Source organism: Chryseobacterium arachidis (assembly GCF_900129245.1).
Classification (GTDB): domain Bacteria; phylum Bacteroidota; class Bacteroidia; order Flavobacteriales; family Weeksellaceae; genus Chryseobacterium; species Chryseobacterium arachidis.
On the sequence record NZ_FQUT01000001.1, the window covers coordinates 211,200 to 235,907 of the forward strand.

General features: G+C 34.6%; 28 protein-coding genes and 1 riboswitch. Of the genes, 12 read left to right on the forward strand and 16 right to left on the reverse strand.

The features are described from left to right. The 8 genes from BUA89_RS00930 to BUA89_RS00965 all read right to left on the reverse strand — a co-directional run bounded on the left by BUA89_RS00930 (position 1) and on the right by BUA89_RS00965 (position 7,845). Positions 1–969 carry a chorismate-binding protein gene (locus BUA89_RS00930; RefSeq protein WP_072952749.1) on the reverse strand — a complete coding sequence of 323 codons (969 nt, stop codon included), beginning with the start codon at positions 967–969 and terminating at the stop codon, positions 1–3. A gap of 21 nt (positions 970–990) precedes the next feature. Then, complete coding sequence (locus BUA89_RS00935) at positions 991–1,749, reverse strand: hypothetical protein (RefSeq protein WP_143152237.1); 759 nt, start codon at positions 1,747–1,749, stop codon at positions 991–993. 150 nt (positions 1,750–1,899) lie between these two features. Next, the gene (locus BUA89_RS00940; RefSeq protein WP_083531567.1) at positions 1,900–3,006 is read right to left on the reverse strand and encodes an RNA polymerase sigma factor; all 1,107 of its coding nucleotides are present in this window, start codon (positions 3,004–3,006) and stop codon (positions 1,900–1,902) included. Between the two features lie 198 nt (positions 3,007–3,204). Next, positions 3,205–4,236 carry a hypothetical protein gene (locus BUA89_RS00945; protein ID WP_072952752.1) on the reverse strand — a complete coding sequence of 344 codons (1,032 nt, stop codon included), beginning with the start codon at positions 4,234–4,236 and terminating at the stop codon, positions 3,205–3,207. A 107-nt stretch (positions 4,237–4,343) separates the two neighbouring features. Beyond that, complete coding sequence (locus tag BUA89_RS00950; RefSeq protein ID WP_072952753.1) at positions 4,344–4,778, reverse strand: PaaI family thioesterase; 435 nt, start codon at positions 4,776–4,778, stop codon at positions 4,344–4,346. Positions 4,779–4,860: 82 nt separating this feature from the next. After that, the gene (locus BUA89_RS00955) at positions 4,861–5,463 is read right to left on the reverse strand and encodes a 1-acyl-sn-glycerol-3-phosphate acyltransferase (protein WP_072952754.1); all 603 of its coding nucleotides are present in this window, start codon (positions 5,461–5,463) and stop codon (positions 4,861–4,863) included. Positions 5,464–5,776: 313 nt separating this feature from the next. Beyond that, entirely contained in the window at positions 5,777–7,504 is a 1,728-nt protein-coding gene (locus BUA89_RS00960; RefSeq protein ID WP_072952755.1) for a PspC domain-containing protein, read from the reverse strand. A gap of 11 nt (positions 7,505–7,515) precedes the next feature. Continuing rightward, positions 7,516–7,845 (reverse strand): PadR family transcriptional regulator, encoded by a 330-nt coding sequence (locus BUA89_RS00965; protein WP_072952756.1) that lies wholly within the window; start codon positions 7,843–7,845, stop codon positions 7,516–7,518. 311 nt (positions 7,846–8,156) lie between these two features. Between BUA89_RS00965 and BUA89_RS00970 the strand changes: the two genes are divergently transcribed. Then, positions 8,157–8,747 carry an HD domain-containing protein gene (locus BUA89_RS00970; RefSeq protein WP_072952757.1) on the forward strand — a complete coding sequence of 197 codons (591 nt, stop codon included), beginning with the start codon at positions 8,157–8,159 and terminating at the stop codon, positions 8,745–8,747. A 201-nt stretch (positions 8,748–8,948) separates the two neighbouring features. Here BUA89_RS00970 and BUA89_RS00980 read toward each other — a convergent pair whose 3' ends face one another. From BUA89_RS00980 to BUA89_RS01005, 5 genes are all read right to left on the reverse strand, one after another. Further along, complete coding sequence (locus BUA89_RS00980) at positions 8,949–9,332, reverse strand: acyl-CoA thioesterase (RefSeq protein WP_072952759.1); 384 nt, start codon at positions 9,330–9,332, stop codon at positions 8,949–8,951. A 113-nt stretch (positions 9,333–9,445) separates the two neighbouring features. Next, positions 9,446–9,628, reverse strand: a riboswitch (cobalamin riboswitch). A gap of 63 nt (positions 9,629–9,691) precedes the next feature. Continuing rightward, positions 9,692–10,489, reverse strand: a complete 798-nt coding sequence (locus tag BUA89_RS00985) for a hypothetical protein (RefSeq protein WP_072952760.1) — start codon at positions 10,487–10,489, stop codon at positions 9,692–9,694. A 32-nt stretch (positions 10,490–10,521) separates the two neighbouring features. Next, the gene (locus BUA89_RS00990) at positions 10,522–11,238 is read right to left on the reverse strand and encodes an ATP-binding cassette domain-containing protein (protein ID WP_178362413.1); all 717 of its coding nucleotides are present in this window, start codon (positions 11,236–11,238) and stop codon (positions 10,522–10,524) included. A 284-nt stretch (positions 11,239–11,522) separates the two neighbouring features. After that, positions 11,523–12,011, reverse strand: coding sequence for a YcxB family protein (locus BUA89_RS01000; protein ID WP_072952763.1), 489 nt, complete (start codon positions 12,009–12,011; stop codon positions 11,523–11,525). A 6-nt stretch (positions 12,012–12,017) separates the two neighbouring features. Beyond that, positions 12,018–14,165 carry an endonuclease MutS2 gene (locus BUA89_RS01005; RefSeq protein ID WP_072952764.1) on the reverse strand — a complete coding sequence of 716 codons (2,148 nt, stop codon included), beginning with the start codon at positions 14,163–14,165 and terminating at the stop codon, positions 12,018–12,020. Between the two features lie 63 nt (positions 14,166–14,228). On the opposite strand from BUA89_RS01005, the gene BUA89_RS01010 reads away from it, so the two are divergent. The 3 genes from BUA89_RS01010 to BUA89_RS01020 all read left to right on the forward strand — a co-directional run bounded on the left by BUA89_RS01010 (position 14,229) and on the right by BUA89_RS01020 (position 16,137). Then, positions 14,229–14,831, forward strand: coding sequence for a hypothetical protein (locus tag BUA89_RS01010; RefSeq protein ID WP_072952765.1), 603 nt, complete (start codon positions 14,229–14,231; stop codon positions 14,829–14,831). A 6-nt stretch (positions 14,832–14,837) separates the two neighbouring features. Continuing rightward, the gene (locus BUA89_RS01015) at positions 14,838–15,341 is read left to right on the forward strand and encodes a GNAT family N-acetyltransferase (RefSeq protein ID WP_072952766.1); all 504 of its coding nucleotides are present in this window, start codon (positions 14,838–14,840) and stop codon (positions 15,339–15,341) included. Positions 15,342–15,495: 154 nt separating this feature from the next. Beyond that, positions 15,496–16,137 (forward strand): uracil-DNA glycosylase, encoded by a 642-nt coding sequence (locus BUA89_RS01020; protein ID WP_072952767.1) that lies wholly within the window; start codon positions 15,496–15,498, stop codon positions 16,135–16,137. Here the strand turns inward: BUA89_RS01020 and BUA89_RS01025 are convergent. From BUA89_RS01025 to BUA89_RS01035, 3 genes are all read right to left on the reverse strand, one after another. Further along, positions 16,124–16,624, reverse strand: coding sequence for a hypothetical protein (locus tag BUA89_RS01025; RefSeq protein ID WP_072952768.1), 501 nt, complete (start codon positions 16,622–16,624; stop codon positions 16,124–16,126). The two genes, BUA89_RS01020 and BUA89_RS01025, sit on opposite strands and share 14 nt — an antisense overlap. A 9-nt stretch (positions 16,625–16,633) precedes the next feature. Further along, entirely contained in the window at positions 16,634–17,131 is a 498-nt protein-coding gene (locus tag BUA89_RS01030) for a DUF456 domain-containing protein (RefSeq protein WP_072952769.1), read from the reverse strand. A gap of 75 nt (positions 17,132–17,206) precedes the next feature. Beyond that, entirely contained in the window at positions 17,207–18,382 is a 1,176-nt protein-coding gene (locus BUA89_RS01035) for a carboxypeptidase-like regulatory domain-containing protein (protein ID WP_072952770.1), read from the reverse strand. Between the two features lie 260 nt (positions 18,383–18,642). On the opposite strand from BUA89_RS01035, the gene BUA89_RS01040 reads away from it, so the two are divergent. The 8 genes from BUA89_RS01040 to BUA89_RS01075 all read left to right on the forward strand — a co-directional run bounded on the left by BUA89_RS01040 (position 18,643) and on the right by BUA89_RS01075 (position 24,616). Next, positions 18,643–19,908: a mechanosensitive ion channel family protein gene (locus tag BUA89_RS01040; protein ID WP_072953268.1), complete on the forward strand. Its 1,266-nt coding sequence runs from the start codon at positions 18,643–18,645 to the stop codon at positions 19,906–19,908. 150 nt (positions 19,909–20,058) lie between these two features. Further along, positions 20,059–20,778, forward strand: a complete 720-nt coding sequence (locus tag BUA89_RS01045; protein ID WP_072952771.1) for a pyridoxine 5'-phosphate synthase — start codon at positions 20,059–20,061, stop codon at positions 20,776–20,778. Positions 20,779–20,875: 97 nt separating this feature from the next. Beyond that, on the forward strand, positions 20,876–21,655 hold the full coding sequence (locus BUA89_RS01050; protein WP_072953269.1) for an alpha/beta fold hydrolase: 780 nt from the start codon (positions 20,876–20,878) through the stop codon (positions 21,653–21,655). A 116-nt stretch (positions 21,656–21,771) separates the two neighbouring features. Continuing rightward, positions 21,772–22,011, forward strand: a complete 240-nt coding sequence (locus BUA89_RS01055) for a microviridin/marinostatin family tricyclic proteinase inhibitor (RefSeq protein WP_072952772.1) — start codon at positions 21,772–21,774, stop codon at positions 22,009–22,011. A 37-nt stretch (positions 22,012–22,048) separates the two neighbouring features. Next, the gene (locus BUA89_RS01060; protein WP_072952773.1) at positions 22,049–22,330 is read left to right on the forward strand and encodes a microviridin/marinostatin family tricyclic proteinase inhibitor; all 282 of its coding nucleotides are present in this window, start codon (positions 22,049–22,051) and stop codon (positions 22,328–22,330) included. 27 nt (positions 22,331–22,357) lie between these two features. Continuing rightward, entirely contained in the window at positions 22,358–22,582 is a 225-nt protein-coding gene (locus tag BUA89_RS01065; protein ID WP_072952774.1) for a microviridin/marinostatin family tricyclic proteinase inhibitor, read from the forward strand. Positions 22,583–22,662: 80 nt separating this feature from the next. After that, positions 22,663–23,619: an MvdC/MvdD family ATP grasp protein gene (locus tag BUA89_RS01070; RefSeq protein WP_072952775.1), complete on the forward strand. Its 957-nt coding sequence runs from the start codon at positions 22,663–22,665 to the stop codon at positions 23,617–23,619. After that, entirely contained in the window at positions 23,612–24,616 is a 1,005-nt protein-coding gene (locus BUA89_RS01075; RefSeq protein WP_072952776.1) for an MvdD family ATP-grasp ribosomal peptide maturase, read from the forward strand. Before BUA89_RS01070 ends, BUA89_RS01075 begins: the two co-directional genes overlap by 8 nt. The last annotated feature ends 92 nt before the right edge of the window (positions 24,617–24,708 follow it).

A 24,708-nucleotide genomic window follows, 5' to 3' on the forward strand; every position in this document is an offset into this window, starting at 1 on the left:
CTAAGAAATTACTAGATTTTTTAGAACTGCTTCAGATTTGAGTTCCGTTTCAGTCCATTCTTTTTCGGGGCTGCTTTGGGCTGTAATTCCTCCTCCTACGAATAAATGAACAGAATCCTTGTACAATTTAGAACAACGCAGATTTACGAAATACTGTACCGTTTCTTCTGTTTCGATTTTGATATACCCTGCGTACAATTCGCGAGGGAATTTTTCTAATTCCTCAATTTTTTCTTTACAAAAGCTTTTTGGAATTCCACAAACGGCCGGAGTTGGGTGTAATTCCTGAATGAGTTTATCTAAATCTTCAGGTTTGATGTTGGCTTTAAAGTCTGTTCTGAGATGTTTAATATTTCCTGAAATATGATCGTAAGTTTTCGATTCCTCTATATTTTCAGAGTAAGTATTTAAAATATTTCTGATGTAGCTGCTTACCGGTTTTTGTTCTTCAATTTCCTTTTCAGACCAGCTTTCTGAAATGGGAAGGGTTCCGGCAAGGCTCATGGTTTCAAACTCGTGCGTATTTTTATTGAATTTTCCTAAAACTTCGGAGAAAGCGCCCATCCACGAATTTTCATCATCCATAAAAAGATATCTGAAAGCATTAGGGTAAGCGTGGCAAAGATTTTTAAAGCTTTTATTTAAATCAATTTCATTAAAATCGGTGAAAATTTTCCTTCTTGAATATACCAGCTTCGGAAGTTGATTTTCAGTGATCACTGAAATAACTTGATCCAGATTTTTTAAGTATTCTTCTTTCGTTTCTACATAAAATTGATTTGGATCTTCAGCTAAAGATTCACTTGAAATAAGTGTCTGATCAAAATCTTCAGGAGTTATTTCTGTAATTTTTCCGTAATGATCTATTCGATGTAAACCATCAAAAGAATGAAAACTGATATGATTTTCGTTTGAATTTTCATCTGTAGAATACAGTGTTTCGTCGAATGGAAATTTGAAATAAATCATTATATAATACTTTTTCGAAAATCAGAACTTGGAAATAATATAGGAAATTCCGACGTTGATCTTTCTTTCTGCAAAGGTATTATTAGTCTTAAAAATGTCAAAATCAAAATCACTGTTTTTTAGTGAAATATTTTTCATGTGATATTGCTGATATTCGGCTGATAATAAGAAACGTTTTAGAATTCTATATTGAAGACCAAGCGAGAAGCCTATATTTGTCTGATTGCTGCTGAAATCATCCAATTTATTTAGGACATTACTTTCAGGAACCAAAAACTGCATTTTATATGTATTTCTATTGACTGTAATTCCTGCAAAAGGACGTATATTTTTCCACTCATAAATAAATTTCAACTGAAAAACATATTCAAAATGTTTGTTGTTAAATCTTTGAAATAACAACGGCTTGTCGTCTTCTGTAAAGTAAAAACCGTTGAGATAAGTGTCTTCTTTATTTGCATCAAGGTCAAAAGAAGAATGCCAATAATAGCCATTCGCTGAAAGTAATAAGAAAAATTGGGAATTGAAGAAACTTTTCGAAATCCAAAGTCCCAAATTTTCGCCTATTTGCGGGTTCCTTTCTGCTGTCCAGTTTGTTTTTTTTAAGCCGATTCCACCTTCAATTCCATATTGAAAAGTAATAGATTTGCTTAATTGGGCTATTTTAGACACTTTTTGTTTTTCAGTTTCTTTCTTATAAAGATCATGAATTTTGCCAGCTTCCTGAATTTTGGCTTCTGGAAAAATAAGACCTTTTTGTTTGAATTTTAGTGGTTTCATCAAATACACGGTATCATAAATAACCACTTTTTCGTATACATAGACCGTGTCGACTTTCTTTTTCTTATGTCTTTGTGCAAAAGAAAAATTTACAGTAATTATTAAGAAGAGAAACAATATTTTTTTAAGGAACATGATGGATTTGTGAATTTATTTTTCTACAAATATAGTGTCTCTTCTGACGATTTTTTTTACTACAATTACTTTTTGCGAAGGTTCGTGAACGGAATCCTTAATGATCGTCTTTTTTAAGTTCTTTTTAATGACCAAACTCTGTTCTTTTTCTTTTGATTCTGTAACATTTTGCAGATCATTATGGGTGGAGTGTGGTTCATTTATATGCTGGCCAACAGGGTTTTTTTCCCTATTTGGATTGGATTTTTTTTCGTTCTTCCGGGCTTGAATTGGATTTATTCCAATCTGATTCTTATTAATCGGAACAGATGAATTATTTGAAATCAAGGAATTTCTCGTATTTAATAAAAAAACAGAGGCGATAGCAATGATCAAAAGAGTTCCTCCGATCATAAGTTTCTTTTTCCAAGCCTGATTCGAAGAAGAGAATCCTGAATTATTAATTTGATGATCTGAAGGAATTTCTAATTTTTTTAAAGGCTGAATTTTGAATTGTGCAAACTTATTCTGAAATGTTTGTGCCCAAAGCAATCCGCCAAGCCCGAAAATAACAAGCAATTGCGCCATTTTCTTCTTCGGGGTATTATGATTGACAAAATTATTCAGTAAATAATTCTGAACAGATTTTTTTGCTCTTAAAAGATGAGATTTTGAAGTATTTACTGTAATTCCCAGCAAACTAGAAATCTCCGCATGAGAATGGTTTTCAATGAAATATAAATTAAAAACAGATTTGTGATGGGGTGGGAGATTGTCGATAGATGACAGCAGTTCTTCATTTGTAAAATCATAAATAAAGATATTTTTTTCTTCCAAAGTTTGATTTTCCATTTCTGAGTACATATCTGGAATTTCTGAAGGTTCTGTAGTAACAAAAGTATCTTTGCTATGGCTTCGGATGTGCTGTAAAGCATTATTCACCACAATTTTCTTGAGCCAGGCGAAAAGTGCTTTTTCATCATGGAGCTGATGGTTTTTCTGTATTGCAGTAATAAAGCTGTCCTGCACAATATCTTCTGCCGTATAAATATCCTGTATGTATCTACGGCAAATCCCCAAGAGTTTTGGGGAATAATTGCTGTAGACCTTTTGCCAGTCTAAGTTACTATTGTTTTGCATCATATTTTGATTCCTGGCAAATATAAAGTTGTATTTACCTAAAATGTTTTTTTATTTTAAATTTAATCTCATCCTGTCGTTTAACAGGACAAGAATAAATTTAATAATGATAGTCGAAATAATCTTTTACAAAATTTTGGTTTTATATTACTAAAGATGAAAAGAATTAAAAAAGTTGCAGTTTTTTTTTGAAAATATTTTTTAATTCGCCACTACGAAAATAGAATTGAATCCGCTTCCAAATAAATTTGTGGTATTATTGATACTCTGCGTTTCTACATTATTGATATAAACTTTGCTTGCAGATGATGTTGTTTGTTGTTTGATTAGATATAAATTATTATCCAGTAAAAACATATCCTGAATCGTCGGATAGTTAGAATCTAAAGGAAATACTGTCTGAACATTGTTTTTGTAATAGTAATTATTCAGGAAAACAGAACCAATGACATATTGATCATTAGAAGTTGTTTCGCCAATTATTTTTCCGAAACTAAGATTAGGATTCACATTGCTGTCTACAAGAGTTTCTGTATTTGTAGATAATTGTCTGGAATAATAATTTTGATTTTTAATGTAAAGAAAATTGATTCCGGCCGATGTTTGAGCAAAATTTCCTACCCAACTGATGTCCGGAACAGCATGAAATACAGAATTAATATAATATCCAGACTGAAATGTTGCACCAACGCGTATTGTTGCAGAAACATAAGATTGATGATTAAATACACTAAGTTTTGAATTTGTGTAAATAATATCATCAGAGGTATTAAGAACCGTTTTTACTCCGTTTTTCCAAATGCAAAAGGCGTATTTTTCTGTTGCCACAGGTGAAAGCGTGTCATAATATCCTATAAAATAATTATCAGTATTGTCGATAGCCATATCTAAAATCTGATAATATTGCCCTGCAGGAACTCCTAGATATTGACCTAAATTTTGTCTGATATTATTTTTCCAATAATAATAACTGCCATTAAAATTAGTACGTGTTTTTCCTAAAACATGTGTTTCATTATTTTCGACAATAATTTTTGTAGCAAAAGTACTATCCGGAGAAACCAAATCTGTTTTAATGTTATTTTTCCAATAACATGCTTTATAATTGTCCATTCCTGCAACGTATACATCGTAGGAGGCAACATTTTTTTCTAAAGCTTCCAGGTTATCGTTTGTAGAACAAGAAACTACAAACGTCAATAAAAATAAAAAAGGTAAAATGAAAGTTTTCATGGTTGTTAATTTTCTTATAAGATGCAAGAAAATAAAAAGGTTGCAGTTAAGATATAAAAAAAGCTCAAATTTTTTTTGAGCTTGATATTTTTAGAAAAAATTAAATTTTATCTGTTGATAATATTATTCGTCATGGTAGTATGATTAATCAACTGACCTTTTTCATCACGAATATCAATTTCCGAAACATGCATGGTCTTTCCTTTTCTGATAAATCTTGCCACAGCGGTTACAATTCCGTCTTTTTTACTTCTCAAATGATTGGAGTTGATATTGGTTCCCACACCAAAATATTTGCTTCCGTCGATAAAAATATTAGACAGGCTGGAACCCATAGTTTCAGCTAATACACAGCTTGCTCCGCCGTGCATAATTCCGAAAGGCTGGTGAATTTTTGGTGTTACGGGCATTGTCGCTGTTAAAGTTTCATTTTCAATATCAATATCAATAAATTTGATATCCAGGGTTTTTGCAAATGTTTCTTCACCCCAATTGTTGATGAATTCTAATATTTCCTCTTTTGTTTTATCTTTAATGTACATTTTTATATAGATAATAAATGATGTGTAATGAGTAATTTTGCTAGTTGCTAGTTGCTAGTTGCTAGTTGCTAGTTGCTAGTTGCTAGTTGCTAGTTGCTGTTTCAGAATCATTTCCTATAATATTAGGGTTCCAGTTTTCCGGAACTTTCGGGACAATATCATTCTTAATGTAATAATCCTGAATTTCCTTCATAATCTCAGCAAATGTAGCTGTTGCAATCCTTTCGTAAGGAATGGTGTATCCTAAATAAATGATCTTTCTCTTAAAATCTCCCGCAGCCAGAACGATAGGAACTTTTGCAGCCAAAGCCATGTGGTAGAAACCTTTTCTCCACTTCGGAACCCAGCTTCTTGTGCCTTCCGGCGTGATCACTAAGCTGAAATCGTCTTTAGCAAACTGATTGGCCACAAAATTTATGAGATCATTTTTCTGACTCCTGTCGATCCCGATTCCGCCCAAACCTCTTACAATACTTCCGTACCAGGCTTTTGTATGAGCATCTTTAATAATGATTTTTAATGGTTTTTTTAATGACCAATAGGCAAGATTTCCCAGAATATATTCCATATTGTGCGTATGGGGTGCCACTACAAGGATACATCTGTTTAGACTGCTTGCATCGCCCTGAAGAACGACTTTCCAGCCCATTAATTTTAATATCAGTTTGCCAATCAGCTTTCTCATAAAAATTTGAATTAAAAACAAAAAAGTATAACCAAATCGGTTATACTTTACAAATATATTGAAATATTATCGCTCTTAAAATAAACTGCTGATTAAATCAACTATTTTCATTACAATTTCTAATGCTAACTGTACCATGATGATTAAATATTTTTGAGTATGGGTTATTATTTTTTATCTGTACAAATGTAAATCTTTTTATTAACATAGCGAACAAATATTTATGTTTTTTTGTTCTTTTTGAGAGAAGAAGAGTGTGAATTTCAAACATTTGTGTCATTCATTCACACCTTCTGCCACTCTCTGCAGTTAATTATTTAGTTTGTATGGAAATTGAGTTTTTATCTTCATCAACTTTAATGTCCAGCTTACCGCCTTTCATTTTTTTGATGCTGTTTTTCATCGAATCGATTACTTGGTCTGCCTGGTTGCTCGGTACTTTTTTTCCATTGACGATGATGCTGTCGCTATCGCTGTCATTAGAATTGTATTCGATAGTAGAACCGTTTACCGTGATTTTGTTCTTTTCGATTTTGATATTTCCGTATTCATCTTTTTCCTGATCATCATCATCAATACCGTCTGCATTAAGGTCTCCGTTGAAGCTGATCTGGTCTTGCTTTGCAGGAATTACAACGGTTTTGATAGGAACTACTAATTCATAGTTAACATTATAACTTCTGAAACGCTGATCATAAGGATACTTCACAAAATTCGGAAGAATAATTCTGTTGTTGATAATTTCTACCGGAACATTCATATTCAAAGGAAGATTATATCCTTTTGCTTCTTTTTTAATGATTAAATACGGTGTTTTTACATCTGCTTTTCTCGTTACTTCCACATAAGGTCTGTCTTCTTTGTACACCGATACTTTGTCGGAATAAAGATCGTTATCATAAGCTATATAGTTCTGAGGAATGCTTACCTGCTTCATATCTACATAAATACTGTCTGATGTTGTGTTGATAGCCACTTCTTCGGTATCCTCCTTATGACCTTTCAGAAACGCTTCTCTTTTTGCCATGCTTACTCCGAAATATGCCCCAAGACCGATTAGAAGTACAAATAAAGCTCCGATTACCCATCCGATATTTCTCAATTTAGTTTTTGGAGAGAAAATTTTGATGCTTAATAAGCTGAAAACGATAGCAGGAATCAGTGATCCGATGATCATAATCGCTGTTAAAATTTTATCCAATCCATCGTCATCAAAATAAAATCTGATTTCATTAGCACCTGCAAAGTCAGAATCCATCCCGAAAAGCCCGAACAATACGAATATTCCTACGATACTTCCCAACGCCATCAATGCGAAAATTCCACCGATGAAATATTTTATTACATTCCACACTCCGCTTCCGGCATTGTTGATATAAGGCTTGTTTTCGGTATAAATTTCTCCGACCCTCTGAGTAGATTCATTGGCGAATTGTACCAATTTGTTAGACTCATTCTTAAGATTGTCGAAGTTCATAGGCTTTCCCTTCATTTTCAGGAAATCTGCTGCGGTTTCTGCTTTAGGTAATACGATCCAAAGAATAACGTACAAAAGAAAGATCAGTGAAGATGAAACGGCTGCCGTGAAAATTCCCAGTATAAAAATTCCCAGCCAGATCGCTCTCATCGCAGTAATATCCATCCCTACGTAATAAGCCAAACCTGCACAAACACCTGCAATTTTCTGTCTTTCAGGATCACGGAACAGTTGTTTTTTGTCTGTATATTCAGTACCTGTATTGTTTGATCTTTTATTATTTTTTTCAGAATAGTAAGCTTCTTCCTGTTCTTCAATGGTTTCAGGAGATCCGATCTGTGCAATTACTCGTTCTACATCAGAATCGTTAATTACCTCACGTTTTGCCATTGAATCTTTGAAGATCTCCACCATTCTGATTTCTATGTCATGCATTACTTCATCTGCTTCAGAAGCGTCCAGCGAGCTTCTCAGTGCATTCAGGTAGTCGCTGAGCTTTATGTATGCGTGTTCTTCTATGGTGAAAGAAAAACCTGCGAGTCCTATTGAGAGTGTCTTGTTCATAGCTTTGTTTTTTAATTTTTTTGAGTGATTTGGTTTACTGAATTTGTTAATTCGTTCCAGGTATTTTGAAGTTCATCCAAAAACAGTTTTCCTTTTTCTGTGATTTGGTAATATTTTCTGGGAGGTCCTCCGGTAGATTCTTCCCATCTGTAAGAAAGGAATTCACCGTTTTTTAATCTTGTTAAAAGAGGGTAGAGGGTTCCTTCTACTACATCCAGTTTCCCTTTTTTCAGTTCATCTATCAGATCGGAAACATACATTTCGCGGTGGTTGATGAGACTTAAAATACAGAATTCCAGAATTCCTTTTCGCATTTGCGCTTTGGTATTTTCGGTATTCATCTTTAATAAGTTTTGTTAATTAGTTATATAATTTTCGAATTTCGGAACCTAGCTAGCTGAACCTATTTCGATTTTACATTACAAAGATATGTAATTAAAATGGTATTATGCAATACAAAGTAGTAAAATTATTTTAATTTAATATTTAAATACTTGTTAATCAGTTTAATAAATTTTAAATTGTTTTTTGTGATAATTTTATTTGACTTAAAATAAGGTCGAAAATTTTAAAATTTCTTATTTTTAGATGAGTTTTGGAAGCAGATTTTAGTTACACTTTTAAAAACTCAGAACCATTACAAAGAATCAAAATGAAGATACAGAACGAGATTGATTTTATTTTAGCAGTTGATGCTTTAAAGAATGTACAGCGTAGAAATTACAATGCAGACGATTCCAGAAGGGAAAATACAGCAGAGCATTCCTGGCAGATTATTATCCTGGCGCAGATTCTCTTCCCTTATGCCAAAAACAGGGCGGATATTGATTTATTAAGAGTAATCAGAATGTTATCCATCCATGATTTGGTGGAAATTGAAGCAGGAGATACTTTTTTGTTTGACGAAGAGGCAATGACGGGAAAGTTTGAAAGGGAGAAAATTTCTGCTCAAAAGATTTTCGGCATTTTAAATGAACCGTTACGTTCAGAATTTTTCAATCTTTGGCTTGAGTTTGAAGAAGAACAAACCCCCGATGCAATTTTTGCCTGTGCCATCGACAGGATAATGCCTTTTATCCTGAATTCGCATACATCAGGAAAAAGCTGGACAGAAGCAGGAGTGACAGAAAAGCAGATCAGAAATATGCTTGAAAATGCCATCAGTAGGGCTTCAGATGAATTAGGAGAGGCTTTTCAGTTATTATTAATTAAAAATCTGGAAACTGAGAAGGTTTTGAAATAATTTTTTTAACGGAATATATTATTTCCCAAATGTTTATGTTTTAATTGTTAATATAAAGAAAAATTATAAACATCTGTGAAAATCTGCGCAATCTGTGAGAGATAAAGAATAAAAAGGTTTCGGCGGGCAAGGCCCGCCGAAACCCATAAAATAGATTTGAAAATAGGAGACTCCGGCGGCCGAAGGCCGCCGGAGTCTCCATTATAGTATTGAGATTGGTTTCTTAAATTCATCAATCGCTACAAAAGTAAAATCCCCAACAATGGCTCTTTCCCTTTCATAAGAATACATCTGCTCGGTGTAGATTTCTACATTCACTTTCATACTTGTTTTTCCGACGTGGGAAACTTTTCCGATCAATTCTACGATAGTTCCTGCAGGAATCGATCTTTTAAAATCGATTTTATCGCTGCTTACCGTTACCACACGTTTTCTCGCAAATCTTGTTGCCGCAATAAAGGCGACCTCATCCATCAGCTGCATGGCAGTGCCTCCGAAAAGAGTATCGTAATGATTGGTGGTATTAGGGAAAACGGCTTTAAAAATTCTGGTTTCCGACGCTTCAATTCTTTCTTCTGTAGTCATAATTCATTATTAATTAAAGCGAAATGAAAGACTATTGAAACAAAACAGAATAACTCAGGAACATAGAAATTCCTGAAAACAGTTGGTTCAATAAACTTCAGATCGCGAAAGTTTTTTATTTGAAGAAAAAGGCAGGTCTCCTGACTTGTAACATCTTTATTCCCTTCCCATTTTGTGATAAAACAGTGGATTTTTAATAAAGACTTCAGTTACTTACAGTTGCGCGACAGTTCGTGATTTTCACACGATTCCCTTTTAATCTGCGATTAGGCAGAACCAAATTCTAAAAAGAGAAGAGCATAAGGCTATAGGCCAAAAGCTTATTCTTTTCGGGTACAAAAATAATGATTATTGACGAATTATTCCGGATTTTTATAAATGATCTGGCTTTCTGCCTTCCCTTGTTTTATCGTCCAGATGGTAGTGTATCTGTTTTCACCGGATCCGTTGGTCATATAAAGGAAAATATGATCGTTGTCGATGGCTGTTACTCCAACATTTTCAAAATCCATCGTAGGCTGAAACATATTTTTAATGGCATCTCTCACAAAAACAGAACCCCTTCCCGGCTGTTGTACACGGACAGATTTAATCTCTGTTAAGCCTTCAGGAAGTTCTTTGCCGATTCCCCACGATTTTACCTTGTCGATTTTAACAATATTTCCTTCCGCATCTTTTTCCTGTTTTTTGATATGGGCGTAAGAAGGATAAACATCAATAATCACCTTTGTTCTCTGGTTCCCAGGAATTTTTGGGTTACTGTCGTCCGTGAAAATAATTGATTTTCCGTTTTTAGATTTTGATGGAGTGAATTTTGGTAACTGATCTACAAAAACTACGCGGTTTTTATTCACCATTCCTTCTTTGGTAATGCTGTCGTATCGTACGAAAGGTTTGTCGGTGTCATCTTTTTCAGGATATTTTATCCAGATCCATTCTGTTTCGCCTGGAGCAGGTTTTACATAAATAAATACATCACCTTTCTTCATGCGGATCTTATCCACAATTTTTCTGTAGTCATCTTTATGTACACGTACCATTGCATAGCCTTCTTCCGCTTTTACCACACCAAAAGGTACCTTATTCTGTGCAAAAATCTGTGAAAAAGAAAAAAGACTGAAAACGGATGCATAAATCGCTTTATCGATGAAAGTCATATAAAAGAATGTTTATACTTCAAAGATATAAATTAAATGCTTTTCGGAAGATAATTATACCTTTTCAATTCTGTTAAATCTTTTACTGGTTTCAGGTGAGTATCCGAAAGCAGATAAATTTCATCGGAAATATCCAGTACATCCTGATAGAGATGGTCTGAAATAATAATTCCTTTATCTGCAGACTGTTCCTTTATTATTCTTTTGAGCTCTGTCACAATTTTTGGGGAAAGGCTGTGAAAGGGCTCATCAAGAAAAATAAAATCTGATGATGAATAGATAATAAGCAAAGCTTCTACAAGCCTGAGCTCACCACCGGATAATCTGTTGGGAGTTTCATTAATAAATGGTTGTACGAGGGTTAAATTTTTTAGTTTGCTGCCATTTTTCTGATCACAAAAAAGCGAAATTAAATGATCAACTTTTATATTTTTAGGAACAAAAGAATACTGCGGAAGGTAAGAAACCCTATTTTTCCGGTCTGACTGATTTTGTAAGATGATACTATTATATCTTATATATGAGGTGTCACCTTTGAGTGTTCCGAAAATAATCTGAAAAAGAGTCGATTTTCCACAACCGTTTCTGCCCAGAATACCCATTGTTTTTCCGGTTTCACAACCTAAATAAACATCCTGTAAAATCTTTTTTTCACCAAAAGACTTTGTAATGCTGTCAACATGAAGTGTGCTCATAAGAATCGTGCAGTTATCTTTACCAGTAATCCCAATAAGAAGGTGAAGATCCACAAAAACCGTTTTGAAAAACCAAAATGTGCATAAAAAAGATATTCGTTTCTGAGTCTTAATTCATAGATAAGATAATGAAAGGAAGGAAGAAGTATAATAAAGCACAACCCGAAATTATCAAAGTTAAAACCCAACGAAAACATAAGCAAGACTGAAAAAAATACTCCCGGAATGAGCAGTTTTCTGTAAAAGATCCATAATATTTTTAAATTCGTCAGCATGGTTCAAAAATATGAATAAATAAAAAAAGAGTTCAGATGATCTGCACTCTTTTTTCTATGACTTTAATCTTTTCTTAATTTTGCTTTTACGTTATTTAGTCGAATTAAATTTCTCAGTTCCGAAACCTGACTCTTTGTAAAATATTTCTTCGGAACCATATTCATGGTCGTTTTGCTTTGGTAAATCAAAAACCAGTCTTTATTTTCTCTGATCTTATGAACGGTATTCCATGAGAAGTCGCCATCGAAAGTTTCGCCTTTTATATGAATATTGTCTCCAGAAAAAGTATAGGTCATCTCTTTCTGAATTTTCTTATTGGAATAAAATGCATTTTTTACACGGAAGTAAGCACGAACCAACATAAATATTACGATAATCGCAAACCAGATTGATGCTGACCTGAATATATCGCTGGTCTCACGTTCTGCATTATAAAGATTTAAACCTAAGAATACCAGAATGATGAAAGAAAAGATAATAATTCTAGGTAATGAATTTTTAAGATTAAAATTCAAAAAATCTCCAAATGTTATGTAGGTCTTAACCGTCATTTTTTATCAGATCCTTTCGAGTTCATCTGCATTAATCGTCGTTTTAAAGGTTCCGTAATTGACGGTCACCTTATTTCTCGAAATTTTTTCAATCGTACCGACACTTGTGCTTCCGGTAATCCGTACGCGCTGTCCTATTTTCATCCATACAGCACGGTCACTTTTACGTTTTTCCTCTATCTTTTCGTTGGTTTCGGTGATTTTTTCAATAACTTCTTCTTTTTTCAGCTGTTGGGTGATTTTTCTTTTTACCACCTGAAGCCTTTTGCTTTCATCTTTATCTGCTCCTATTTTCCTGAACTTTTCCTGTTCCAGGATTTTCACAAAATCTTTTACAACATCTTTCCTGGATTTTCCTTTCACATAACTGTCGATAAACGATTCAATTTTGTTTCCGAACTGCAGTTTACGGTGCTCTTCTTCATACAATTTCTGGAAATTGAATAACTTTTGTTGAAGCTGCTCATTCAGTTTTTGCAGGTTATCTCGTTTATCTTCTACAGATTCTTTTCTTTCGGCAAGGTCGGTTTTCAGTTTTTCAACCTCATATTTTTCCTGTTGAAGTTTCACAATCGTTTTATCAAGGTTTACAATATCATGTTCTACTTTTTTCTTCGCAGAATGAATGATAAATCTTGGAATTTTATTCTTTTCCGCCACCTCAAATGTGAATGAACTTCCGGCTTGTCCTACTTCCAGCTTGTACATTGGTTCCAGCGTTTCTTCATTAAAAAGCATGGCTGCATTCTGAGCATTGGGAAGTTGTTCTACGGCCAGCTTAATATTGGTGTAGTGCGTGGTAATGATGGCAAAACTTTTTTTGTCGTAGAAAAACTCAAAGAAGCTTTCTGCCAAAGCGCCACCCAATTCAGGATCAGAACCTGTACCAAATTCATCAATTAATAAAAGCGTATTTGCATCGGCTTCACGGATAATTCCGCCCATTTTCTTTAATCTTGACGAATATGTTGAAAGATGATTTTCAATAGATTGATTATCACCAATATCAGTCATTATTTTATCAAAGAAAAACATCTCAGATTTCGGGTGCGTAGGAACCAAAATTCCGCTCTGGATCATCAGTTGAAGCAATCCGACAGTTTTCAGCGTAATTGATTTTCCACCCGCATTCGGTCCGGAAATACAGATAATTCTGTTATGATCCGTTAAACTCAGTGTTTGCGGGAAAATAGTTTTATTTTCTGCCTTATTTCTTAAAAACAATAAAGGATGAAAAGCATCTTTTACTCTTAACGTTTTATGACGGTTGATTTTCGGTAAAACTCCGTTGATTAATTCTGCAAATTTTGCTTTGGCTCTGGTTAAATCAAGATCAAAAATATAAATCTGATATCTCCAAAGCTGCGGTTGGAATTCTGCCAATTCTGCCGTTAATTTTCTAAGGATTTTATCAATTTCCTTCTTCTCTTCTTCCTCGCTTTCTTTTAGCTTGAAATAATGTTTCACCACAGAATCCGGCTGGATGTAAGTAATTGAACCTGTTTTTGAAAGTCCTAACACTCTTCCCGGAACTCTTTTCTTAAACCCTGATTTTACAGCTAAAACTCTCTGGTCATCAATAATTGTTTCGCGGATGTCATCCAAAAATTCGCTTTGTCCGTAATTGAACAAGGCACGGTTGAAATTTTCGGTAATTGCCTTTTTAGCGTGTTGAATTTCTGTTCTTAAAACTTTCAGAATTGGAGAAGCTTCACTTTTTACTTCGCCAAAACGATTGAACACTTTATCAACTTTATCAATGATTTCTTTTTTAAATTCCAGGACCGCAGCATCTTCCATTAAAGTAGGGAAGGTTTCCGGCATGGTAGGGTAAAACTTCTGCAGTTTCCCGATTTGTTCCGTAAGCGTTTTGATTTTGATGAAAGCGGAATTTTCCAGACGATAGTTTTCGATCAGCATAAGCTTCAGCTCACTTTCAATATCCTCATATTCATCAAACGGAATCGCATTTGAACTTTCAAAACTAGACAGATATTCGGAAGTTTTTTTCAATGAAAGTTCTGCCTCGTCAATTTCCATCGGACGAAGTTGAAGAATTTTTTCTCTCGTTTTAGGCGAATACGCAAAAGGAGAAATTTCCGCGAGCAATTGCGGAAACTCTAATTCGTTTAAATCTTCTTTATTTATATACACAGTGCAAATTTAGTGAGAAAATGTGATTATTACGTATATTTGAGATATTTACAAAAATTATTAATGAAGATTGTATTATTTCTTTTACTTTTTTTAATTATTCCTTTTCGAGCTCAAACGAATTGGAATACTAAAAAATTTAAAGTAAAATCTTTTGAAATTAAAAGAGATAAATATGGTATTTATAATTATAAAAAAGGGAATTTATTAGTTAATAGTAGAGATGACGGAGAACATTATTTTGAAGAAGTAAGAGAGCAAAATAAACTGAATTTTATTCGGATATATGCTTATGATAGAAAAGGAAATCTTCTAGGTGAATCATATAAATTTAAAAATTTGAATATAGACAAGGCTCTTGAATATAATAATGAAGGAGTGATTGTGAAGGAAATTGATTTTTCACAACCAAATTTTACTTTTTCAATATATCAGTTGATCGAGAAAGTAAAAAATGAATTCAATATTGATCTGAATAATAGTGTTGATTGGAAAATAGATATGCTTGTCAATAATCCGAAAAAAATATATGAATGGCTGGTTATAGGACATATTTTAAATAAAGAACAGCATTTGCGACATTTAAAAACTCTAAGATTTGATGGAGCAACAGGAAAATTTATGAGCATGGAAGATGGATATTATGGTTTTAATGCAATAGAATAAAAAATTATGAAACTAGAAACTGAAAGACTACAATTAAAAGCAATCAACGAAAGCCACGTAGAAGATATTTTTAAAATCCGAAGCAACGAAGTCATCAATCAATTTGTACAGAGAAATTCTCCGAAAAACAATTATGATGCGCTTCAGTTTATTTTAACCATTAAAGAGAGAACGCAAAATAATGAGACGTTTTATTGGGGAATTTCTTTAAAAGATCAACCTAATCTGATCGGAACGATTTGTCTGTGGAATTTTTCCGAAGATCAAAAAGAGGCAGAAGTAGGATATGAATTGTTACCGGATTATCATAGAAAAGGAATCATGTCGGAAGCTTTGGATGCCGTTTTAAATTTTGCTTTTAATGATTTACATTTGCATGAGATTTTGGCAATGACCAATAAATTCAACGAAAACTCGAAAGGTCTTCTTTTAAAACATAATTTTGTATTGGAAGAGGCAAGGAAGGATGAAGGATTTCCGGATAATTTGGTGTTTAGCTTAAAGAGATAATATTTCATTCGTCATGTCGACGGAAGGAGAAATCTATCTTTTTATTTTAATTGTTAAATTTGCTTATAAATCTTCATTTCGCCTTGCTGTATTCAAATGACAGTCTGGCGTTAAAATTGAATTCTCAAATTAAATCATTTTCAAATTAAACAAAATGACCTGGACAGAAATTCTAGCCCCTATAAAAAATACCGAATACTTTACCAACCTTTGGGAAAAAGTAAAGCAAGAATATGCAACAACAAAAGTTTTTCCACCGAAAAATCAGATTTTCAGAGCGTTGGAAATTACTCCTTTTGATGATATTGAAGTAGTTATTATCGGGCAAGATCCTTATCATAACGACTATCAGGCGAATGGTTTGTGCTTTTCTGTTTCCGAGCAGGTAGCCGCACCGCCTTCATTAAAAAATATTTTTATTGAATTAAAAGATGATCTGGGAGTAGTAAGAACTTCAAAAGAGCTGGACGATTGGGGAAAACAAGGCGTTTTATTGTTGAATGCAACTTTAACCGTTCGTGCCCACACTCCGAATTCCCACAAAGATCTGGGGTGGGAAACATTTACCAATTATATCATCAAAGAAATTTCGGATAAAAAAGAAAATATAGTTTTTGTTCTATGGGGTGCTTTTGCACAGAAAAAAGCCGAATTCATCGATCCGGCTAAGCATTTTATTTTAAAGTCCGCGCACCCTTCTCCGTTTTCTGTATACAGAGGGTTTTTCGGGAGCAAACCTTTTTCGAAAATTAATGAATATCTGGTTTCAAAAGGGAAGAAACCTATTTCGTGGTAGATTCACCACCTCCTTTTTTAATGGTAATTCCTATTTTATATTTTCCGTTTAATGCTTTGGCGCCTGCTTCTGCTTCAGGATAAGGCTGAACATCGGTAAGAGAAATTGTATAGCCGTTGAATTCTGCAGACTGATGGTAATTTCTACTCTTATTATCCGTGCTTGCAAGATTTAAAGTCACGGGCCGGGTTGCAGTACCCATTACTTCAACCTGTGCCACGGCAACTCCCGCCCAAATACAGTTAACATCTTTCGGGCAGCGACTGTCTTCAGAAATTCCTTTGAAGGTTACATTCATCTGATATTCCTTCAGAAATCTGTTTTCTCCTTCGCTGAAATACATGATTTTTCCATCTTGGTTCGACACTTTTACTTCTTTTGTTGTTGGATCAATATTGGTTTTAGCTGTGTTTTTTGTTTCTTTCTGAGCATTACAGTTGACTAATGATAGTAGGCCTAAACTGAATATAATGGATTTATAAAGCATGATTTTCTTTTAAATAATATTAAGCATATCCAATACTACTACCAAAAACATTGCCACACCTACCACAAAGCTGAAACCGGTTCCGTAAATGAATCCAATGAAAGCTCCTTTTGTAGATTTTAAAGCCTTGTTCATGTCTTTACTGTCATGAAGAAGTTCGCCGATAAAAACTCCGGCAAACATTCCGATCAAAAATCCTAAAGGAATTGGTAAAAACATTCCGACGATCATCCCGATCACAGATCCGATGCTTCCCCATCTTGTTCCGCCATATTTCTGATTGGTTTTGGCAGGAATAACATAACTTAAAACCGCTGAAATGGCAGTGAGAATCCCAAAAGCCCAGACATAGATCATCGATAGATCAGAATCTGTACCGAATTTATAAATCAAAAGTCCGCAGATGCTTAGTAGCAATCCCGGCAGAATAGGTAAAAACGTCCCTAAAATTCCCAGGAATAATAGGATAAGACTAAGGATATTGATTAAGGTGGTGTCTAAATTCATAGTTAAAATTATACATGCAAGATATAAAAAAAGTGGCTTTGTAAGAGCCACTTCATGTTTAAAAACTAAAGTTATTTATAGGTTTAAGATAACATATTGAAGGATTCCCGCAGCATTCCCGATGTTTCCGGAAGCATGATTATGGAAGCTCGTGTAATAGATGTAGCCGCTGTTGGAAGATCCTGAACAAGGTCCTACCGTTGCTCCGAGAGCGACAAGATAAGGAACCAGTACCTGAGGTACAGAAATACTGATCTGAATATTTCCGGGAAGAGTAATACAAACCGTTGTAAACGTTGTGTTCGGGGCATTTCCTACCGGAGTATTCGGAACTCCTGTTGCTGTAAAATGATTGGTTCTTATCATTAGAGGATTATTCGACATATCTTTCACTAAAACTTCCCAATAAGTCGGGTCATAATTTGTGATTTTCTGCCACACTCCCAAGTCAAAGTCAATATTAAGCGTATTAAATCCTAAAGCAGCAGCAAGTCCTGCATTGCTTACCGTAGCCGGAATAATGCCTGAGCTTCCCTGGTTTAGAGAACATAGTTTCGCGTCCGGAACAAACCCTCCCGCAGGTGCGCAGGCTGAAGTATTGTCTGTACCTCCTACCAAATAGGCAACATCCCAATCGGAAGCATAGATACTTCCTCCGTTAGCCACAAAAGTTGCTAAGTTGGCATCAATAGCGGGATAAAGAGCTTGGTGGATAAGATATTTTCTGGAACCGCAATTCAGGAAAATAATGTCGTACTGCGATATAGTCGTTAAGTTGGCAAGATCATTATTGGTAATTTCTGTGGCCGTATATCCTAAAGACTGGATAATGTCCTCAATTTGATCGTAAGTTCCTTTTACATAAGCAATTTTTGCTACCTGATTCAGCTTTGTCTGGCTCGCATCAAGAGCTAATGTTTCATTATCTTTTACCTGAGCAGAGATTTCTGTACGGAAATTACTACCATTACCGGTCTGAATATGAATGGTATGATTACCGACCGGAGCTTCCAGTGAGAAATTACCTTCGGCATCAGAAGTTGTATAGTAGATTTTGTATTTTTCATCAAACGTAAACACTGAGGCTCCACCGATAGGTTTGGTGCCGTTTTGTGACATGACCTTTCCGGTAAGCTTTCCTGTTTTTACCGCTGTAGAACCGGGATCGGAAACTGTTGCAGATTCATCTCCTCTACAATTAATGAAAAGTGTAAAGATGCACAACAAAATAAATAAGTAGTGTTTTTTCATATTTAATTGATTTTGATTTGTTTAGTTTTAACCAAATTTAAAAAATAAATAAATATAAAACACTTAAATGTGATTATTTTTATTAATGATTTATCTTATTTAAAGATTGGTAATGAATGATTTAATTTGTTGATGAGGGTTTCAGAAGATTTAATGCTTGTAAAATTATCTTTAAAAAATACGGAAAAATCATTTTGGGATAAAAATTGCTGGAAAAGTTTTTAATTAAAATCATCCTTAATTTTCATAAATTTGCTGTAATGAATGATCAGTTAGAAGAAACAAAAGACTTTTTGCAGGAACTGAGTGAGCCACTGTATAAATATATAAGCAGGATTTCCCCTGCCGGGCTCGATTGGGTTGTTCATATCATCGTGAAAATAGCCCTGCTGTGTGCTGTTTTTTTTGTCATCGATTTTATTCTTAAAGTCATTATCAACAGTGTCTTCCGTTTTTTTCACAATCAGGAAAAATATCCGGTTGTCAATTCTATTTATGCTTCAAAAATAACCAATTCTATTGCGCATTTTATCGCTCTTTTAATTATAGGAAGTATTCATGAGTCGATATTTGCAGGAGCTTTAGATAGAACAACAAAATTTATCATCAGATCTGTTAATCTGGGAATGGTAATGATCTTTGCCGGAATGCTTTACAGAGCATTAACGGGTTTCAGGAATTATTTCATTATTAAACAGGATTTCTATAAAATAATGGCATTGAATGCTATTTCGGAAACCGTAAAAATTCTCGGGATTTTTATCTTTTCCGTGGTGGGTATCTGTGTGATTTTTGGAATTAAAGGAACAACTATCGTCGGAAGTTTGGGAGCCATTACTGCGGTTTTGGTATTGGTATTCCGTGATACCATTTTAGGTTTTGTAACGGGAATTCATGTAGCAACTTCCAAAAACATGAAAGTAGGAGATTGGGTAAGCATTCCCAAGTATAATCTGGAAGGAAATATTGCTGAGATCAATTTGCTGACTACAAAAATCAATAATTTTGATAAAACATATTCTACCATTCCAACGTATGACCTGTTGACAACGGAGATTAAAAATCTTCAGGTAATGTCCGAATCAAATACAAGAAGAATTAAAAAGTCTATTTATTTCAATATTAATTCTTTTAAGTTTTTGGGGGAAGAAGATATTCAGCGTTTAAAGGAAATCAATCTGATAGCAGATTACCTTGAAGGTAAACAGGATGAGCTCAAAAAAGAAAAAGAAAACCTGAAGCATAAAGATAAAATCATCAATGGTAGACAGTTGACGAATATTGGAGTATTCAGATATTATGCCCAGAAATATATCGAAAACGATCAGGATGTTGATCAGGATGGCGCAATGATGGTTCGGCAACTGGATATTACCCCACAAGGTTTGCCGTTGGAAATCTATTGTTTTGCCAATGATTCAAAATGGGAGCATTTTGAACAGATTCAGGCAGATATTTTTGACCATTTATTGGTTGCTTCAAAAGAATTTGATCTGCAGGTGATGCAGGTAAGTGTGAAAGTATAAAAAGTTGGAAAATAGTTGCGGAAGGATGAAAGTCGTCATCATTTCTCAAAAATTTTCTGTTATAAATATTTAAAAGTAGAAGAAATATGCAGAGTTGTAGTAAACCTCTAGCTTCCAGCATCCATCTTCCTGCTTAAAAACAATTCAAAAATGACAAAATTAAGTGTAAACATTAATAAAATTGCAACAATAAGAAATGCAAGAGGAGGCGAAACGCCAAGTGTAACGGAAGCTGCAATTAAAATTCAGGAGTTTGGAGGACAGGGGATCACCATTCACCCAAGACCTGATGAAAGACATATCACAAGAAAAGATGTTTATGATCTGAAGCCGTTGGTCACAACAGAATTCAATATTGAAGGAAATCCTCACCGCCCGTTTATCGATATGGTGTTGGAGGTAAAACCTGAGCAGGTAACGCTGGTTCCGGATGCAGACGACGCAATTACCTCAAATGCGGGCTGGGATACCAAAAAGCATCTGGATTTTCTTACAGAAATTATTGCCGAATTTAAAAATGCAGGAATCCGTACGTCTATTTTCCTGGATCCTACGCCGGAATTGGTAGAATATGCTGCAAAAACCGGAACAGACAGAATAGAATTGTATACAGAAGCTTACGCAAAAAATTATATAGTAAATAAAGAATCAGCCATAAAACGGTATTACGATACGGCGGTCGTTGCCGCAGATTTTGGATTGGGTGTTAATGCAGGTCACGATCTAAGCTTAGATAACTTAAAATATTTTTCTGATAATATCCCGAATCTATTGGAAGTTTCCATTGGGCACGCTCTGATTTCCGAAGCATTGTATATGGGATTGGAAAATACGGTTCAGGCATATTTGAAGAGATTAGCAAAATGGTAAAAGGCTGGAAGTGGTAAGTCTGAAGCTGGAGGTTATTAAGAGTTGTTTTAAACTTCAAGCTTCCATCATCCAACTTCCATCCAAAAAAACAAAACTTATGGAAATTTTAAATTCAAAAATATTTGGCGAAAATCTTTCGTCTACACCGCTTCTTGTATTTCACGGATTGTTTGGAATGCTCGATAACTGGGGAACTTTCGGAAAAGATTTTGGTGAATTTTTACCGACACATTTAATCGACCTTCGAAACCACGGAAGAAGTTTTCACTCGGAAGACATGTCTCACGATGATCTTGCAGATGATATTCTTCGCTATATGGATCATTACGGAATTCCGAAAGCTCATATTTTAGGGCATTCTTTAGGAGGGAAAGCGGTCATGCAGTTTGCTATAAAATATCCTGAGAAAGTGGAGAAGCTGATTGTTGTTGATATCACTCCAAAGGCTTATCCGCCACACCATCAGGGAATTATCAAAGCTTTGGAAACGGTTGATTTTAATACGGTTAATTCCAGAAATGAAGTGGAAGCTGTTTTAAGCCAGTATATTCCGGAAAGATCTACCATTCAGTTTTTAACTAAAAATCTGTATTGGGATGATAACAAGAAGCTTAATTGGAGGTTTAATCTGAAAACTTTGTCCGAGAAATATAATCAATTCGTTTCAAATGCCATAAAATTCGGTGTGTTTGAAGGTGAAACCTTATTCATTGCCGGAGAACGATCCAATTACATTCTTCCTCAGGATGAATTTGCCATTAAACAGCAGTTCCCGAAAGAAAAAATTGTAACCGTTAAAAATGCGGGACATTGGGTACAGGCAGAGAATCCTGTTGATTTTGCTAACATTGTAAAAGAATTTTTAAATATTGTATAACATAATGGTTGTATGGGTTTGAATTTGTTAAAATTTTATTAAAATGTAAAATTATTCTTCTCAGTGTGAATTTTTTTAATACTTTAGAGTTTTCTAAATCACTAAAAATAAATACTATGGGAGAGAAAAAAAACAGAAAACCTTTCTTCGCTTCGTTTCTAGAAAAGCAGATTGAAGATCCGGAGAAAATAAAAGGGGGTTCGGGGTCTATTACTTCTGCTTTGCAGGATAATGCTACAGCACCCCTGAAAGACAGCATCACTTCTTCACTTCAGGATCAGGTCACGAAGCCCGGAAGCGATAACGTCACGATGAAGTATCCTTCAGACGGTGACGAAGATGCAAATGCAGTATAAAAACTAAAACCAAATATTAAATTCAAATTACAACATTATGAAAAGCAACGACAAAAAAAAGCCGTTTTTCGCTTCATTTTTAGAGAAGCAAGTTCAGAATCCTGAAGAAATTCAGGGAGGAGGAGGGATTATAACAAGCATCAATAACGATTCTGTTACCCTTCCTACGAAAGACATGGTTGTTACCACGCGCACATCGGATGGGCCAATATCCACTTTGCCTGCATATGACACTCCGGTTACTTTGAAATATCCGTCCGATAGTGACGAAGGAGGATTCAATCCCGGATTACCTGGGTTAGAACCTTTAGAACCTTAAAAATTACCAATCCAAATTAAAACTATAATGAAAAACAAAGATTCAAAAAAGAAGCCATTCTTCGCTTCGTTTCTGGAAAAGCAACTTCAGGATCCTGAAAAAATCAAAGGAGGTGGAGACATCACTTTGGCTACACAGGATATCATTACAAAACCGACTCTTGATACGGTAACAAAGCCTACGCTTGATATGATGCAGACGCAAAAGTATCCTTCAGACGGCGATGACGATACTCAGTATGTGGATCTTTAGATAATATTGTCACCATATACTAATAAACGACATGAAAGGAAACTTAATTTAAGTTTCCTTTTTTACTAAAAAGCAGGCAAATGATTCTTTGTATCACGCATTCTCAGGATTTTTATAATATCGATATCTTTTTTGAATATTTAAAATCTAAAAATATTCCGTATTTCAGATTGAATTCCGACCGGTTGAATCATCTTCAGAAGATCAGTATTCACGAAGATTTTTTTGAACTGACTGATGAATTTGGCAACACCGTCCATTCAAAAGATGTAAAAGCGGTCTGGCACAGAAAGTCATGGGGGATTTCTATTCCTGAAGAGCTGGATGAAAGCTATAAAAGGATTTTTGTAAAAGAATATTCAAGTCTCAGGTACAATCTTTTTACCAGTTTGGAAAATGTTCCGTGGATCAACCCTCTTGAAAACGAAACTAAAATTGACGGCAATAAAATGCTTCAGCTGAAAATTGCAAAAAAAAATAATTTAACCGTTCCAAAAACTATTTTTTCCAACGATTCAAAGAAGATCACTCATTTTTTTCATGAAAACTGCAACGGAAAAATGGTGGCAAAACTTCATGGAGTGATTTCAAAATCAATGGGAGGAGAAAATTTTCTTTCCACCCATATTATTGATGAAAATTCTCTAGAAAACATAGAAGATATTGAATATTGCCCGATGATTTTTCAGCCTTATGTGGATAAAGAATATGAATTAAGAATCGTTTATCTGGATGGTGAATTTTTTACCGGAAAGATCAATAACAGCGAAAATGCCGATTGGCGTGTAGCTCAGGGAAATTACTTCTGGTCAGAATACGATTTGCCGGATCCTGTCAAAATCAATTTGACTTCGATGATGCAGGAAATGGGGTTGTACATCGGTGCGATTGATATGATCAAAAGTAAAGACGGAAATTATTATTTTCTTGAAGTAAATCCACAGGGAGAATGGGGAATGCTGCAAAAAGAATTAAAGTTCCCAATTGCGGAAAGAATTGCCGACAACCTTATCAAAAGAATGAAAACCAATGAATAAAATTTTAATAATTACCCATACGGGAGATAACTTTTCAATAGAAAAGGTAACTGAATATATAGATAAAAATGGCTGTGAAGTGATTCGTTTCAACGTAGACGATTATCCGCTGAAAAACAGGCTTACTACAAGTTTTCAGGACGGAAAATGGATCAGTATCTTAGAAACTCCGGATCAAAAACACCGTCTGGATGATATTTCAGCAGTTTGGTACAGAAGAGCTTATAATATAGGAAATGGCTTGAAGGAAGAAATGGATCCTAAATTTTACGGTGCGGCTATGGGCGAAATCCGCAATACACTTTTCGGTTTCCTGGAATCTATTGATGCCTATTCTTTAGGGAAACCTGGTGTTTACAGAAGACTGGACAGCAAAGAAGAGCAACTGAAAATCGCAGAAAAGATCGGATTGAAAATTCCGGAAACCTGCCTTACCAACAATCCTGAGGAAGCCAAACAGTTTATCATAAAGCATCAGAATGTAATTGCGAAAATGCAAACAGGATTCGCTATATATGAAGACGGTGTGGAAAGTGTTGTTTTCACCAACGTCGTTAATGAAGATAAACTGGAAGAGCTGGACACCCTTTTGTATTGCCCGATGCAGTTTCAGAAGAAAATCGAGAAGAAAAAAGAGCTTAGGGTAACGATTGTAGGGCGTGATGTGTACGCTTTTGAAATCGATTCCCAACAGTCTGATGCAGCAAAAATCGACTGGAGAAAAGACGGGGTAAATCTTATCGATAAATGGATCCCTACAGAACTTCCCACTGATGTAGAGGCAAAACTGCTGGAGCTTTTGGATATTTATAACGTTGATTATGGAGCGATTGATATCATTGTTTCTCCGGAAGATGAATATTATTTTATAGAAATTAATGCGGCCGGCGAGTTTTTCTGGTTGGATAATCTTACAGAGGGAAACCAGATTTCAAAGAGTATCGCTGATGTTTTGTGTGATAAAGCTCCGAGAAGAAACAATATGGTTTTGGTGTAAGTTTTAAATAAAAATTAATGATTAATGAAAATTATTTTCAAAATATAATTCAACAAAAACGGGCTTTTGTCCGTTTTTCTTTTATATTATTT